This window comes from Micromonospora yasonensis, assembly GCF_026013475.1.
GTDB classification, from domain to species: Bacteria; Actinomycetota; Actinomycetes; order Mycobacteriales; family Micromonosporaceae; genus Micromonospora; species Micromonospora yasonensis.
The window spans coordinates 1-15359 of record NZ_JAPDPH010000166.1; the positions used below are offsets into that span (position 1 = coordinate 1).

General features: G+C 72.6%; 9 protein-coding genes. 7 read left to right on the top strand and 2 right to left on the bottom strand.

Translation table 11 applies throughout. The features are described 5' to 3' along the window. Positions 1-222: 222 nt before the first annotated feature. Positions 223-1221 (bottom strand): acylglycerol kinase family protein, encoded by a 999-nt coding sequence (locus tag ONA70_RS26390; RefSeq protein WP_265009183.1) that lies wholly within the window; start codon positions 1219-1221, stop codon positions 223-225. Positions 1222-1343: 122 nt separating this feature from the next. Here ONA70_RS26390 and ONA70_RS26395 point away from each other — a divergent pair, with 122 nt between their 5' ends. From ONA70_RS26395 to ONA70_RS26425, 7 genes are all read left to right on the top strand, one after another. Next, positions 1344-2633, top strand: a complete 1290-nt coding sequence (locus ONA70_RS26395) for an adenylosuccinate synthase (protein ID WP_265009184.1) — start codon at positions 1344-1346, stop codon at positions 2631-2633. Between the two features lie 124 nt (positions 2634-2757). Then, entirely contained in the window at positions 2758-4005 is a 1248-nt protein-coding gene (purD, locus tag ONA70_RS26400; protein ID WP_265009185.1) for a phosphoribosylamine--glycine ligase, read from the top strand. Positions 4006-4195: 190 nt separating this feature from the next. Beyond that, positions 4196-4834: an OB-fold-containig protein gene (locus ONA70_RS26405; RefSeq protein ID WP_265009186.1), complete on the top strand. Its 639-nt coding sequence runs from the start codon at positions 4196-4198 to the stop codon at positions 4832-4834. 126 nt (positions 4835-4960) lie between these two features. Then, positions 4961-6985 (top strand): flotillin family protein, encoded by a 2025-nt coding sequence (locus tag ONA70_RS26410; protein WP_265009187.1) that lies wholly within the window; start codon positions 4961-4963, stop codon positions 6983-6985. Next, positions 6978-12089, top strand: a complete 5112-nt coding sequence (locus ONA70_RS26415) for a DNA repair ATPase (protein WP_265009188.1) — start codon at positions 6978-6980, stop codon at positions 12087-12089. The genes ONA70_RS26410 and ONA70_RS26415 overlap by 8 nt, the downstream gene beginning before the upstream one ends. Positions 12090-12200: 111 nt before the next feature. Then, entirely contained in the window at positions 12201-12719 is a 519-nt protein-coding gene (locus ONA70_RS26420; protein WP_265009191.1) for a SigE family RNA polymerase sigma factor, read from the top strand. Next, positions 12712-13554 (top strand): hypothetical protein, encoded by an 843-nt coding sequence (locus ONA70_RS26425; RefSeq protein WP_265009189.1) that lies wholly within the window; start codon positions 12712-12714, stop codon positions 13552-13554. Before ONA70_RS26420 ends, ONA70_RS26425 begins: the two co-directional genes overlap by 8 nt. Before the next feature lie 34 nt (positions 13555-13588). On the opposite strand, the gene ONA70_RS26430 is transcribed toward ONA70_RS26425, so the two are convergent. Next, on the bottom strand, positions 13589-15154 hold the full coding sequence (locus tag ONA70_RS26430) for an AMP-binding protein (protein ID WP_265009190.1): 1566 nt from the start codon (positions 15152-15154) through the stop codon (positions 13589-13591). Between the last annotated feature and the right edge of the window lie 205 nt (positions 15155-15359).

The following is a 15359-nucleotide window of genomic DNA, read 5'->3' on the forward strand; positions in this document are numbered from 1 at the left end:
CGGGAGTGCCGGGCTGGGCCGGTGCCGCCCACGGCGGGGTGGTGGCCGCGCGGTCGGTCTGCTCGGGCGGCCAGAGCGGTTCGATGTCCCGCTCCGGCACCTGCGGTTGACCCGGTACGTGGGCCCGGTCGGCGTTCTCGTGCACCACGGTTCCTCCCCATTCCTCCCGCCGAGGATAGGCCGTCCGGTGCACCGGGCGACCCGATCGGGGATCGACGAAGATCAGGACGTCCAGACCGCCCAGGCGCCCGGTTCGGTCCACCAGGACCGCTTCCGGCTCAGCTCGCTCTCGACGCCGTCGTCGAGGAAGGGCACCTTCTCGTCGCGCGGCACGACCGCCACCGCCCGGCCCCGGGCGCGGCGTACCTCGAGCCGTACCTTCTTCCTGCCAAAGGCGGACCGGGTGACCACGGAGACGGCCACCGCCACCTCGACCCGGCCGTCGGTCGGGTCCGGGTCGGCCAGCAGGGTCACGTCGTCCAGTTGCGCGTACCCGCCCGCGTTGCCGATCGCGCAGGCCAGGATCGGGTCGTCGCCGTACGAGAGCACGGCGTCGTCCACCTCGACCCGGGCCCGCCAGTGCAGCGGCCGGCCCGCGTCGTCGGCCGCGCCGAGCAGCGCGCCGTCCAGGGTCACCGAGCCGCCGTCGTTGCGCAGCAGGTCGAGCCGGCGGGGCGTGCCGTCCAGCACCGCCGCGGCCACCGCCTCCGGGTCGCGGGGCAGCCCGAGCTGCGCGGCCAGGTCCCGTACCGGGCCGGTCCGGGCCGGGTCGAGCGGGAGTACGCCGACCGGGGGCAGGTCGGGGACGGTCCGGTTTCCGGGCAGGTCCGCCGGCCGGCGGCTGGGCGGCGGGGCGTACCGCCGGACCAGTCGGCGTAGCACGGCGCGCAACTGTCCGTCACTGGCCGTAGCGACCACGAGCCGGGTCTTGCCGTCCGGATCCGGCCAGGTGAGGCCGTCCTCGCGCGGTGGCCCGTCGAGCCGGGCCAGCACCTCGTCGATCTCGGCGTCCGAGCGGGCGGTGACCGTCTCCACCCGGGCGCCCCGGGCGGTCAGCGCTTCCGCACAGGCCAGCACCGGTACGCGCGGCGTCTCGCAGCGCTCCTCGGGCTTCTCGCCGGCCGCCTCGGCGGCGCCACCGCAGCAGGCTCCACCACTGCCACAGCCCCCACCGGCAGCATCCCGCTCCGAGCCGAGGGTGAGCAGCACCACGTCGTACACGAAGGAGCCTCCTGCTTCTCGACGAACCCCTGCCGGTCCCGCCGTCACTACTTGTTAGCCTGACACCCCGGGCTCGCCAACCGGTCGCCACCTGGCACCCGAGCCTTCTGGAGGCGGAGAAGATGCCAGCGATCGTGCTCATCGGCGCTCAGTGGGGCGACGAGGGCAAGGGCAAGGTTACCGACCTGCTGGGTGAGCGGGTCGACTACGTCGTGCGCTACTCCGGCGGCAACAACGCCGGGCACACGGTGATCACCCCGGACGGCCAGAAGTACGCGCTGCATCTCATGCCGTCCGGCGCGCTCTCGCCGAACGCGATGATCGTGATCGGCAACGGCGTGGTGGTCGACCCGAAGGTGCTGCTGGAGGAGATCGACGGTCTCGCCGAGCGTGGCGTGGACGTCTCCCGGCTGCGCATCTCCGGCGACGCACACCTGATCATGCCGCACCACCGCGCGCTGGACCGGGTGGTCGAGCGCTACCTCGGCTCCGCGCGGATCGGCACCACCGGCCGGGGCATCGGTCCCGCGTACGGCGACAAGGTCGCCCGGATGGGCATCCGGCTCCAGGACCTGCTCGATCCCGGCATCCTGCGCAAGAAGCTGGAGCTGGCCCTCCGCGAGAAGAACCAACTGCTGTTCAAGGTCTACAACCGCAAGGCGATCGACGTCGACGCGACGATCGAGGAGTACCTGGGCTACGCCGAGCGGCTCAAGCCGTACATCGCGGAGACCCGGGTCATGCTCTGGGACGCGCTGGACCGCGGCGAGACCGTGCTGCTGGAGGGCGCCCAGGCCACCATGCTCGACATGGACCACGGCACGTACCCCTTCGTCACCTCGTCCAACCCGACGGCCGGCGGCGCGTGCGTGGGCGCGGGCATCCCGCCGACCGCGATCACCAAGGTGATCGCGGTGAGCAAGGCGTACACCACCCGGGTGGGCGCGGGGCCGTTCCCCACCGAGCTCTTCGACGACAACGGCCAGCACCTGGTCAAGATCGGCCATGAGTACGGCACCACCACCGGCCGGGAGCGCCGCGCCGGCTGGTTCGACGCGGTCGTTGCCCGGTACGCCTGCCGCCTCAACGGCGTGACGGATCTGGTGATCACCAAGCTGGACGTGCTCACCGGCATGGCCAAGGTGCCGATCTGCGTCGGCTACGAGATCAACGGCGAGCGCTTCGACGACATGCCGATGACGCAGACCGACTTCCACCACGCCACGCCGATCTACGAAGAGCTCGACGGCTGGTGGGAGGACATCACGAAGGCCCGCACCGAGGACGAGCTCCCCGAGAACGCCAGGCGCTACATCGCCCGCATCGAGGAACTCTGCGGCACCAGGGTCAGCATCGTAGGCGTAGGCCCCGGCCGCGAGGAAAACGTAGTCCGCCACCCCCTCCTCCCCTAACCCAGGGATCGCCCCCCGGAAATTGCCCCGTTGATCAAGGACTTTGCGTCCATGGGGGCCGGAAATGAGACGCAAACTCCTTGATCAACGGGGGTGGGTGGGGTGGTCAGTAGGATGCGGGGTCGTGCGGGTACTTCTTGTGGGTGGTGGCGGGCGGGAGCATGCGCTCGCGCTCGGGCTGGCGGCCGATCCTTCCGTGACGGCGCTGGTCGCGGCACCGGGTAATCCGGGCATCGCGGCCGTTTCCGAGCTGCGGGAGGTGAACCCGACCGACCCGGCGTCCGTGGCGGCGCTCGCCGTCGAGGTGGCGGCCGACCTGGTGGTGATCGGGCCGGAAGCGCCGCTGGTGGCCGGGGTCGCCGACGCGGTACGCGCCAAGGGCGTCGCGGCGTTCGGCCCGTCCGCCGAGGCCGCCCGGCTGGAGGGTTCGAAGGCGTTCGCCAAGGACGTGATGACCGCCGCCGGCGTACCCACCGCGCGGGCGTACACCTGCACCGATGCGGAGAGCATCGCGAAGGCGCTGGACGAGTTCGGGGCGCCGTACGTGGTGAAGAACGACGGGCTGGCCGCCGGCAAGGGCGTCGTGGTCACCAGCGACCGGGGGGTCGCGGAGGCGCACGCGCTGGAGTGCGGTCGGGTGGTGATCGAGGAGTACCTGGCCGGACCCGAGGTCTCCCTCTTCGTGGTCACCGACGGCGAGGCCGCCGTGCCGCTGCTGCCGGCGCAGGACTTCAAGCGGGCCGGCGACGGCGACACCGGCCCGAACACCGGCGGCATGGGGGCGTACGCGCCGCTGCCCTGGGCACCGCCCGGGCTGGTCGACGAGGTGATGCGCGACGTCGTGCACCCGACGCTGGCCGAGTTGCGCCGCCGGGGCACCCCGTTCGCCGGCCTGCTCTACGTCGGCCTGGCGATCACCGCCGCCGGCTCCCGCGTGATCGAGTTCAACGCCCGCTTCGGCGACCCGGAGACCCAGGTCGTCCTCGCGCTGCTGGAGACGCCGCTGGCCGGGCTCCTGCACGCCGCCGCCACCGGCACGCTCGCGGCGCACCCGCCGCTGCGGTGGCGGGACGGCGCGGCGGTCACCGTCGTGGTGGCCGCCGAGGGCTACCCGGCGGCCCCGCGCACCGGTGACCCGATCATCGGCGCGGACCGGCCCGGCGTCATCCACGCCGGCACCCGCCGGGACGCCGACGGGACGCTGCGCTCCGCCGGGGGTCGGGTCCTCTGCGCCACCGCCACCGGACCCGACTTGGCCGCCGCCCGGGACGCCGCCTACGACCTGGTACGCGGCATCGAGCTGGCCGGCTCCCACCACCGCACCGACATCGCCGCGGCCGCGGTCCAGGGGCGGATCCGAATTCCCGGCTGAGCCCCGGTCCCGACCCTGGCGGGACAGGGGTTGCCCGGCTGACCCGCTGCGCCCGACTGGCGGCGTCGCCGCCTTCTGTGCAGGTCAGGGTCCACCGTTCGGCGGGCGGCGGGCATTGACAGACCATGCCACCATCACCGTGCTGGTGCGGCCGTCCGGGGCGGCCGTCGGGTGCGGGGGTGGTGGTCCGGTGGCCGATTTTCTCGGCGCGGTGCTGAGCTTCCCCACTGTCCTGTTCAGCTTCCTGCTGGTCGTCGTGGTCGGCTACTGGCTGCTGGTGCTCACCGGCGTGCTCGACCTCGGCGACGACTTCGACGTGGACGGCGTGCCCGGCGGGATCCTCGCCGGGCTGGGCTTCGGCGGGCTGCCCAGCGCCATCGTGTTCTCGTTGCTCGTCGCGGTGGCCTGGTTCGTCAGCCTGGCCGGCACCGCGCTGCTCGACGGGCTCGGGCTCGGCGTGGGCGCGCGGATCGCCGTGTCGCTCGCTGTGCTGCTGGCCGCCCTGCTCTGCGCCTGGCTGGTGACCCGGCTGGTGGCGGTGCCGCTGAGTCGGCTTTTTCCAGCCGGTGTCGAGGCGAGTCGGCACTCCTTCGTCGGCCGGCTCTGCGTCATCCGTACCGGGCAGGTGACCGAGGACTTCGGTCAGGCCGAGGTGACGGCCGCGGACGGCTCGTCGGCCGTCGTCCAGGTCCGTCAGCACCGCACCGAACCGCTCCGGGCCGGTACCTCCGCCCTCATCTACGACTACGACCCGGACGGCGAGTTCTTCTGGGTCATGCCGGCCGGGACCGCCTTCGATCCCGATCCGTCGCGTCACGTACCGATCTAGTCCCTGGCGATCCCCCCGGACCGCGCCGACCGACCGGCGGTCCGCCGATCCCCGTATCCCTCTTCGAGCCGCTCGCCGCACCCCTGTGAAAGGAGGAAGCGCGGCCACCATCGCCGCGTACCCGCCATGGATGTCGTCACCACCGGCTTCGGCGTACTGCTCGCCGTCCTGCTCCTCATCGCCCTCGGCGTGGCCCTGCTCGTCAGCCGCCTGTTCCGGAAGGTCGAGCAGGGCAAGGCCCTCATCGTGTCCAAGGTCCGCCGGGTGGATGTCACGTTCACCGGCGCGGTCGTCCTGCCCGTGCTGCACAAGGCCGAGGTGATGGACATCTCGGTGAAGACCATCGACATCGAACGGACCGGCAACGAGGGCCTGATCTGCCGGGACAACATCCGCGCCGACATCCGAATCACCTTCTTCGTCCGGGTGAACAAGACCACCGAGGACGTGATCAAGGTGGCTCAGGCGATCGGCACCGCCCGGGCCAGTGACCGCGAGACGCTGCAGGAGCTGTTCAACGCCAAGTTCTCCGAGGCGCTGAAGACGGTGGGCAAGCAGCTCGACTTCGTCGACCTCTACACCAAGCGGAACGAGTTCCGGGACCAGATCATCCGGGTGATCGGCACCGACCTCAACGGCTACAGCCTCGAGGACGCGGCGATCGACTTTCTCGAGCAGACCCCGATGTCCCAGCTGGACGCGGCGAACATCCTGGACGCCCAGGGCATCCGCAAGATCACCGAGCTGACCGCCATCGAGCACGTGCGCACCAACGAGTTCCAGCGCAACGAGCAGAAGGAAATCACCCGGCAGAACGTCGACGCCCGCGAGGCGATCCTCGAACTCGAACGGCGTCAGGCGGAGGCCGAGGCCCGGCAGCGCCGCGAGGTCGAGACCGTGCGGGCCCGCGAGGAGGCGGAGGTCACCCGGGTCCGGGCGGAGGAGCGCCTGCGGGCGGAGACGGCCAACATCCGTACCGACGAACAGCTCGGCATCCAGCACGAGAACCGGGCCCGGGAGATCGCGGTCGCCGAGAAGAACCGGGAGCGGGTCATCGCGATCGAGACCGAGCGGATCGAGAAGGACCGGATGCTCGAGGTCATCGCCCGGCAGCGGGAGACCGAACTGTCCACCATCGCCAAGGACAAGGAGGTCGAGGGAGAGAAGCGGTCGATCGCCGAGGTCGTCCGGGAGCGGATCGCGGTGGAGAAGACCGTGGCCGAGCAGGAGGAGAACATCAAGCGGCTGCGGGTGGTCGAGGAGGCCGAGCGGACTCGCCAGGCCGTGGTGATCCAGGCCGAGGCCGAGGCGCAGGAGAACCTGGTCAAGGACATCAAGGCGGCCGAGGCCGCGGAGCAGGCCGCCAAGTTCAAGGCCCGCGAGGAGCTCGTCCTCGCCGAAGCGCGGCAGCAAGCCGCCGAGCTCGACGCCCGGGCCAAGATCCGACTGGCGGAGGGCCAGCAGGCGGAGGCGGCTGCCGTCGGCCTCGCCGAGGTGCAGGTCCGCGAGCGGGGCGCCGAGGCGATCGAGAAGGTGGGCCGGGCCGAGGCGGCCGTCGAGCGGGAGAAGGCGCTGGTCACGGCCGAGGCGGTACGCGAGAAGCTCAAGGGCGAGGCGGAGGGCCTCACCGAGAAGGCCGCCGCGATGGCGGCGCTGGACGACGCCACCCGCGAGCACGAGGAGTACCGGCTGCGGCTGGAGTTGGAGAAGGACGTCCGGCTGGCCGGTCTCGACGTGCAGCGGCAGGTCGCCGAAGCGCAGGCGAAGGTGGTCTCCACCGGGCTGGAGAAGGCCAACATCGACATCGTCGGCGGGGACAGCGTCTTCTTCGACCGGCTGCTCAGCTCGATCTCGCTCGGCAAGAGCGTGGACGGTTTCGTCGCCCACTCGGACGTGGCGCGGGGCATCGCACAGCCGTGGCTGGACGGGCGGGCCAGCTTCACCGACGACCTGGCCCGGGTGCTGGGCTCCTTCAACACGTCGGACGTGCAGAACCTGACCCTCTCCGCGTTCCTGCTTCAGCAGATGCGGGCCGACGGCGCCGACAAGGGCAAGCTGGAGGAGCTGCTCAAGGCGGCCCGGAAGCTGGGCCTGGCGGAGGCGCCGGTGGCGGCGCTGACCGGGCAGCGGCAGCCGCGGGCCGGTGAGTGATCCGGTGACCGACCGCGAGACCGGGTCCGCCGCCGACGGCGCGGTGGACCCGGCCGGCCTGGACGCCGGCACCTACGAGGTGCTGCGCAACCGGCTCGCCGAGCAGGCCGCCGAGCTGACCCGGCGGGCGGAGCGACTGAACGCCCGGCGGGCGGAGGTCTTCGGCAGCACCGAGCTGCGCCTGATCAGCACCGAGCGGATCCGTACCGAGCACAACTGCGTACCCCGGGACATCGTCCCGGTCGGCGGGCTGATGCTGTTCGGCTACAACGTCTTCATCGGGCTCAAGCCCGAGACCACGGTGGACGACGTCTTCTCGCTGCACCGGTTCGTCCGGCTGGAGAACCCCGGATCGGACGGGCCGGACGGCTTCCGCTTCGACCAGGTCGACCCGGCCGAGGTGCCCGGCCTGCTGCGCGACCCGCAGTTCGAGCGGGACTTCGCCGAGCTGTACCGGTACTACCGGCAGACCCGGCTGCTGCAACTGCGCCGGCTCGACGGCCGGTTGCTGGCGGTGTTCCAGACCGGCCCGCGGACCGACGACATCCGCGTGCTGCGCTGGCGGATCGACCACGACGGCGCGGTGGCGTACCTGGACAACCGGGGCGAGCGGGACCACGTCTTCCCACCGGCGCACGACTTCGAGTGGATCGAGACCACCCGGGACGACCACGTCCTCGGCCGGCACCCGCACATCTCCATCCAGGGCGAGGTCTTCGTCGAGACCGTCGGCGCCGACCTCACCGTCAAGGTGGAGAACAACACCGAGACCGGTGAGGGCATCTACCGCGAGCCGGTCGACGAGCCGCTCCAGAGTCTGGCGGACGCCGACGTCACCTACGCCCGGGTGGGTCCGCTTATCCTGCTGCGGATCCGGCCGTACAAGGAGAACGACTGGCGGCACCTGGTCTTCAACACGCTCACCCGGGAGGTGGTCCGGCTTGACGGGGTCGGTCAGGCGTGCCAGCGGTTGCCCGAGGACCACGGGATCATCTTCCCCGGCGGCTACCACCTGGCCACCGGCGTGACCCGTACCTTCGACACCGACGTGTCCAGTCTGGAGTTCGAGCGGGTGATCCGTTCGGCCAACGGCGAGGACGTGCTGTACGTCTTCCACGCTCGGGACGAGGGCCGGTCGCTGCTGCTGCCGTACAACGCGATCCGCAAGGAGGTGGCCGCGCCGGTTCCCTGCCACGGCTACTCGATCTTCGACGACGGCACGATGGTGGTCTTCCGGGCGATCTCCGACGAGCCGACCCGGGTCCACCCGATGCAGATCTGGCAGACCCCGTACGCGTCGGAGAGCTACGCTGCCGCCCAGCCGGCGGGCACCGGGCCGCTGGAGCGGATCGGCAACGCCGATCTGGTCCGGGGCATCTCCGACTGCCTGTCGGTGGCCCGGATGGCCGACGCCACGACGCCGGCCCCCGGGGTCTACCAGGCCCTGATCGCCGCCTGCACCCGCGCCTTCGACCACTATCACTGGCTCGACGACGCCGATCTCGGCGACCTGGCCGAGCCGCTCGCGGCGGTCCGCGCCACCGCCACCGGCGTCCTCGACGAGTACGAGAAGGTGCGGTCGCTGAGCGCGCAGGCGAGCGTCGCGGTGGACGAGAGCGCCGAGCGGATCGCCTCGCTGACCCGCCGGGTACGAGGTGACGCGCCGCTGACCGCCGACGACTGGGTACGCCAGCTCGCGGGTCTGCGCCAGGCGCAGGGGCACCTGGTGACGCTGCGCGAACTCCGCTACGTCGACCTGGGCCGGGTCGACGAGCTGGCCGCCCAGCTCGACGTCGAGCTGGCCGAGGCGGGCCGGCGCGCGGTGGACTTCCTGCGCCGCGACGACGCCCTCACCGGCTACCAGGCGGAGGTGGAGCGCCTCGGCGAACGGGCCGCCGGCATCGCCACGGTCGCCGCGGCGACACCGGTCCGCGACGAGCTGGCCGAGCGGGCCGAGGGGCTGCAGACCATCACCGAGGTGGTGGGGGCCCTGGACATCGCCGACGCCACGGTCCGGACCGGGATCCTGGCCCGGATCGGCGAGGTCCTGGGCGGGGTCAACCGGGCGCGCGCGGTGCTGGAGAACCGCCGGCGGGAGCTGACCCAGGCGGAGGGCCGGGCCGGGTTCGCCGCCGAGTTCGCCCTGCTCGGGCAGGCGGTCACCGGGGCGCTGGCGACCGCCGACACCGCCGAGCGGTGCGACGAGCAGCTCGGCCGGCTGCTGCTCCAGGTGGAGAACCTGGAATCCCGGTTCGGCGAGTTCGACGACTTCCTCGCCGAGCTGGCGACCAGGCGGGCGGACATCTACGAGGCGTTCTCGTCCCGGAAGCAGGCGCTGCTCGACGAGCGGGGCCGCCGAGCCGACCGGCTGGTCGGCTCCGCCGATCGGATCCTGCTCAGCGTCCAGCGGCGGGTCGCCACCCTGGGCTCGCTCGACGAGATCAACACGTACTTCGCCTCGGATCCGATGATCGGCAAGCTCCGCTCGGTCGTCGACGAGCTGCGGGTGTTGGGGGACCAGGTCCGCGCCGAGGAGCTGGACGGGCGGCTGCGGGCCGCCCGGCAGGAGGCCGGCCGCGCCCTGCGGGACCGGACCGACCTGTACGCCGACGGCGGCGAGATGATCCGGCTGGGCCGGCACCGTTTCGCGGTCAACACCCAGCCGATCGACGTCACGGTCGTCCCGCACCAGGGGCGGATGGCGGTGGCCGTCACCGGCACCGACTACCGGTCGCCGGTCCGGGACGAGTCGTTCGAGCGGACCCGGCGGTTCTGGGACCAGCTGCTCGTCTCCGAGTCGCCGGAGGTGTACCGGGCGGAGTACCTCGCCACGTCGATCCTGGCCGACGCCGAGGCGGGCCGGGGCACGCTCACCCTGGACGCGCTGCACACGGCGGCGGTCGACGGGCGGAAGCTGGCCGAGCTGGTCCGGTCGGTGGCGGAGACCCGGTACGACGAGGGCTACGAGCGCGGCGTGCACGACCAGGACGCCGCCGCCGTCCTGCACGCCCTGCTGCGGCTGCACGCCGGCGCCGGGTTGCTGCGGTGGCCGCCGGCCGTGCGGGCCGCCGCGCAGCTGTTCTGGCGGTACGGCACCGACGAGGCCGCCCGACGGTCCTGGTCGGCGCGGGCCGCGTCGCTGGCCAGGGCCCAGGAACGCTTCGGGCGCCCGGCGGCCCGCCCGACCGGTGCGCGGGAGGCGGCCGGCTCGATCGGCCCGCAGCAGGCGGCCGGAGACGACGGGCGCGCGGAGAACCCGGCCGGGGCGGGGGCCGGCGGCGACGCGATCGACCAGTTGCAGGCCGAACTGGCGGCCGGGGCGGGGCGGTGGCTGCGGGACGCCGGCCTCCCCGCCCTCGCGGCCGAGTCCGACCTGGCCGGCGGGTACCTCTTCGAGGAGCTGGCCCGGGCGCCGTTCGGCTTCGTCACCGGCGCCGGGGCGCGCGGCCTGCTGGACCGGTTCCGGCGGGCCCTGGGCGGCCCGCAGGCGCGGTCGAGCATCGAGTTCGACGAGGACCTGCGGGCCCTCGGCGACGACCTGGCCAGCCGGTATCAGCTGGTGGAGGCGTGGCTGGGCGCGTTCCTGGCCAGCACCGGGGGTGAGCTGTCCGGGTACGACCTGCCGGAGGCGATCGCCATTGAACTGTGCGGGCCGGAGCTGTCCCGGCACGCGTCGGCGGCCACCCTGACGGAGACGGTGACCGGGCTGCTCGGCGCCCATCCGCGGATCACCGGATCGGCGCTGGCCCTGCGGCTGGACGAGATGCTTGCCCGGACGCACCGGTTCCGTACCGAGCGGGTGCCGGCGTACCGGGACTACCAGCGGCGGCGCAACGAGCTGGTGGCCGCCGAGCGCGAGCGGCTTCGGCTGGCCGAGTACCAGCCGAAGGTGATGACGACCTTCGTCCGCAACCGCCTGCTCGACGAGGTCTACCTGCCGCTGATCGGCGACAACCTGGCCCGGCAGCTGGGGGCCACCGGGGACGCGAAGCGGGTCGATCAGATGGGCCTGCTGCTGCTGATCTCCCCGCCCGGCTACGGCAAGACCACCCTGATGGAGTACGTGGCCAGCCGCCTCGGCTTGGTCTTCGTGAAGGTGAACGGGCCGGCGCTGGGCAGCCGGGTGACCTCGCTCGACCCGGCCGAGGTGCCGGACGCCACCGCCCGGCAGGAGGTCGAGAAGATCTCCTTCGCGCTGGAGCTGGGCAACAACGTCCTGCTCTACCTGGACGACATCCAGCACACCTCCCCGGAGCTGCTGCAGAAGTTCATCTCGCTCTGTGACGCCCAGCGCCGGATGGAGGGGGTGTGGGAGGGCCGCGCCCGCACGTACGACCTGCGGGGCAAGCGGTTCGCGGTCTGCATGGCCGGCAACCCGTACACCGAGTCGGGGCGGCGGTTCCGGGTGCCCGACATGCTCGCCAACCGGGCCGACGTGTGGAACCTCGGCGACGTGCTCTCCGGCCGGGACGAGGTGTTCGCGCTGAGCTACCTCGAGAACGCGCTCACCTCGAACTCCACGCTCGCCCCGCTGTCCACCCGGGACCGGGGCGACGTGGAGTTGCTCGTCCGGCTGGCCCGGGGGGACGAGACGGTCCGACCCGACCAGCTCTCCCACCCGTACTCGGCGGTGGAGCTGGAGGAGATCGTCGCGGTGCTGCGCAAGCTGCTCCACGTGCAGCGGGTGGTGTTGACCAACAACCAGGCGTACATCGCCTCAGCGGCGCAGGCCGACGACTCCCGCACCGAGCCGCCGTTCCAGCTCCAGGGCTCCTACCGCAACATGAACAAGCTGGCCGAACGGGTCGTCCCGGTGCTCACCGACGAGGAGTTGGAGGCGGTCATCGACGACCACTACCTGGGTGAGGCGCAGACGCTGGCGGCGGGGGCGGAGGCGAACCTGTTGAAGCTCGCCGAGCTACGCGGCCGGCTCACCGCCGATCAGGCGCGGCGCTGGGCGGAGGTCAAGGCGGCCTTCCTGCGGGCCCGGGCGCTGGGTGGTTCCGATGATCCGCTCGACCGGGCGGTGGGTGCCCTCGGTCTGCTCGCCGACCGGGTCGGCGGGGTGGAGGCGGCGATCGGCCGCGCCGTCGACCGCGCCTGACCGCGGCCCCGCGCGGTCCGAACGCCCGGCGGGCCGGAACTTTGCCGGCCCGCCGGGCAACCTGGGCCCGCCACGCCTCCGTTTGAGCGGTGAGGTGAGGAGGTGGCGGGATTGCCTGCCGACATCGACGGCTACCGCGAGTACGTCGCGGCGCGGCTGGAGCCGCTGCGCCGGACGGCGTACCTGCTCTGCGGCGACTGGCACACGGCTGACGATCTGGTCTCGACGGCCCTGGTCAAGCTGCTGCGGCACTGGCGGCGGGTGTCCGCGATGGACAGCCCGGACGCGTACGTCCGGCGCACCCTGCTGCGCGTCTGGCTCGACGAGCGCCGCCGGCCGTGGCGGCGGGAAGCCGCCTGGGCGGAGGTGCCCGACAGCCCGGTAGGCGCGGCGACCGACGGCACGGCCGATCGGCTCACCATCCTCGCCCTGCTCGCCGAACTGCCCCCACGCCGCCGGGCGGTGCTCGTGCTGCGCTACTTCTGCGATCTCTCGGTCGAGCAGACCGCGCACGAGCTGGGGTGCACTTCCGGCACGGTGAAGAGTCAGGCCGCGCGGGCGATCGAGGCACTCCGGGATCGCCTCGTCCCCGCGCCGACCAAGCCTCGGGAGGCAGGCAACCATGGATGAGATCAGCACGCAGCTGCGCGCGGCGACGGCCGACCCGCCGCCGAGCCGGATCGACGTCGACGGCCTGATCCGCGCCGACGGGCGTCGCCGCCGGCAGCGCGCCTGGGTGTGGGGTGGCACGGGGGTGGCGGCCACGGTGGCCGCGGTGCTGGTGGCACCGGCCCTGGTCGCCGGTGGTCCCGCCGCCGGACCCGCAGCGCTGCCGTGGACCAGCGCGTCGACTGGCAGTACGTCACCGGCGGTCAGCCTCTGCACCGGCGTCAGCCCGAAGCCGAGCGGCCCGCAGCCGCCGTTGCAGTCGTACGGCACGGTGCGAGTCCGGCCCACCGAGCCGCCGGCGTCAGGGGTGGCCCGGCTGACCGGAACGCTACGGGAGGTGCTGCGCGCCCGGCTGCCAGCCGGCGTAGGGGCCGAGTCGCTGCAGCCGGGCTGCACCGAGCCGCAGTTCCAGTACCACCCGAGTTACCGGGAGTACGAGGTCGGCGCCCGGCTGCGGCGGGGCCGGGAGTCGGGGTTCCTCCTATTCCGGATCATGCCGACGGCTCGCGACGAGGCGCAACCGGACTGCGCGTACGCGCCGAACCAGGAGGACTGCACGGTGGTCCGGCATCCCGACGGGACGGCGACGGTGCGCAGCACCCTGCCGGGCGAGCGCGGCCAGGAGCAGCTGTCGGTGCTGGTGGTGCGTCCGGACGGCAGCTCGGTGCTCGCCATCACGAACAACTTCCGCAGCGAGCCGCGTGGCGGTAGCACCACCACGGCGGCGGCGCCGCTGCTCACCCTGGACCAGCTCGACGAACTGGCCCGGACGCCGGGACTGACCCTCTACCCGTGAGGGCGGCCGGGGTGGGGTGCGCGCCCCCACCCGGTCAGTCGTAGTAGCGGCGCAACTCGCGGCTGAGCACCTTTCCGGTGGCGTTGCGCGGCAGGTACTTCACGAAGACCACGTCGCGCGGCACCGAGAAGCGGGCCAGGTAGTGCCGGACGTACTCGCGTACCGCCTCCGGGTCGAGCTGCTCGCCGGGGTGCAGGGCCAGGAACGCGGCCAGTCGCTGGCCGTACTCCGCGTCCGGGACGCCGATCACGGCGACCTCGCGTACCTGGGGGAGCCGGGCGATCAGGTCCTCCACCTCGGACGGGAAGACGTTCTCCCCGCCGGAGACGATCATGTCGTCGGCCCGCCCGTCGACGAAGAGCAGGCCGTCGGCGTTGATTCGGCCCAGGTCGCCGGTGTCGAGGAGGCCGTCGTGGCTCGCCCGGGTGGCCCCGGAGGTGTACCCCTCGAAGAGCATCTCGTTGCCCACGAAGATCCGCCCGACCTGTCCCTCCCGGACGGGCTGGTCGGCGTCGCCGAGGATCTCCAACCGGGTCCCGTGCGGCGGGCGGCCGGCGGTGGTCGGCGCCTGCCGCAGGTCGGCCGGGCCGGCGATGGACGCCCAGGAGACCTCGGTCGAGCCGTAGAGGTTGTGCACGACGTCGCCGTAGCGGTCCATGAACGCGATGGCGAGCCCGCCGGGGAGGGCGGAGCCGCTGACCGCGACCACCTTCAGCGGCGGGCGCGGGTCCGGCGGCGGCACCTCCATCAGCCGTTGCAGCATCACCGGTACGGCGAACAGCGCCTCGCAGGACCGCTCGGCGAGGGCGGCGAGCGTGGCGGCCGGATCGAACCGGCGGTGCAGCACGATGGTGGCGCGCAGCGCGAACGACACCTGGAGGGCGGCGTACCCCCAGGTGTGGAAGATCGGCGCGGCGATCATCACGGTGTCCCGGGCGTGCAGCGGGATGCGGTCGATGATGGACACCAGCGGGCCGAAACCGTTCGGCGTGGGCCGCCGGGCCCCTTTCGGGGCACCGGTGGTGCCGGAGGTGAGCACGATGGTCCGGCCGTCGCGCTCCGGCGGCTGGAGCTGGTCCCCGGGGAACGCGCCGGCGATCAGCTCCTCGTGGCCGCGCTCGTCGACCCGCTGCACGTCGGCGGGGAAGCCGAGGAGCCGCTCGGTGAACTCGGCGTCGTGCACCAGCACCCGGAGCTGCTGCTCCTCGGCCACGGTGGCGAGCTGCGCGGCGGAGAGCCCGGTGTTGACCAGTACGGCGTCCGCGCCGAGCAGCATCGCCGCCACGATCGCCTCGACGAGGCCGTGGTGGTTGCGGCAGAGCATGCCGATCCGGTCGCCGGACCGCACGCCGAGCCCGGCCCGCATCGACCGGGCCAGCCGTTCCGACCGGTCCAGCAACTCCTGGTACGTCAGCGTGGCGCCGTGCTCGTCGACGACGGCGGTACGCCCCGGGTCGCGCGCGGCGGCCTGGCGCAGCTCGCCGGCGAGGCTCCAACCCCACCGACGCAGCGCGTTCAGCTGGGAGGCGACCCGGATCGGGCGGCCTGGGGTGAGCAGTCCGCGTCGGGTCAGCGTGGCGACGATGAACGGCAGGTCCAAGTCGCGGCCCTCCTTCGCGAGAGTTTCTCCCGATCATGCACCCGCAGTGGCGGGGAGCCCAGCCGGCGTGAGCATTCGCCCAGCTTGCGGGTGCATCCGGCTCCGCAGCTTTTTGGGCACGCTTGCCCGGATTATGGGGGGCAAATTTTGGCAAGGGCCACATGATCACCCTCTGTGGCGGGGGGACCTTTTTCCCAGCCCCCTC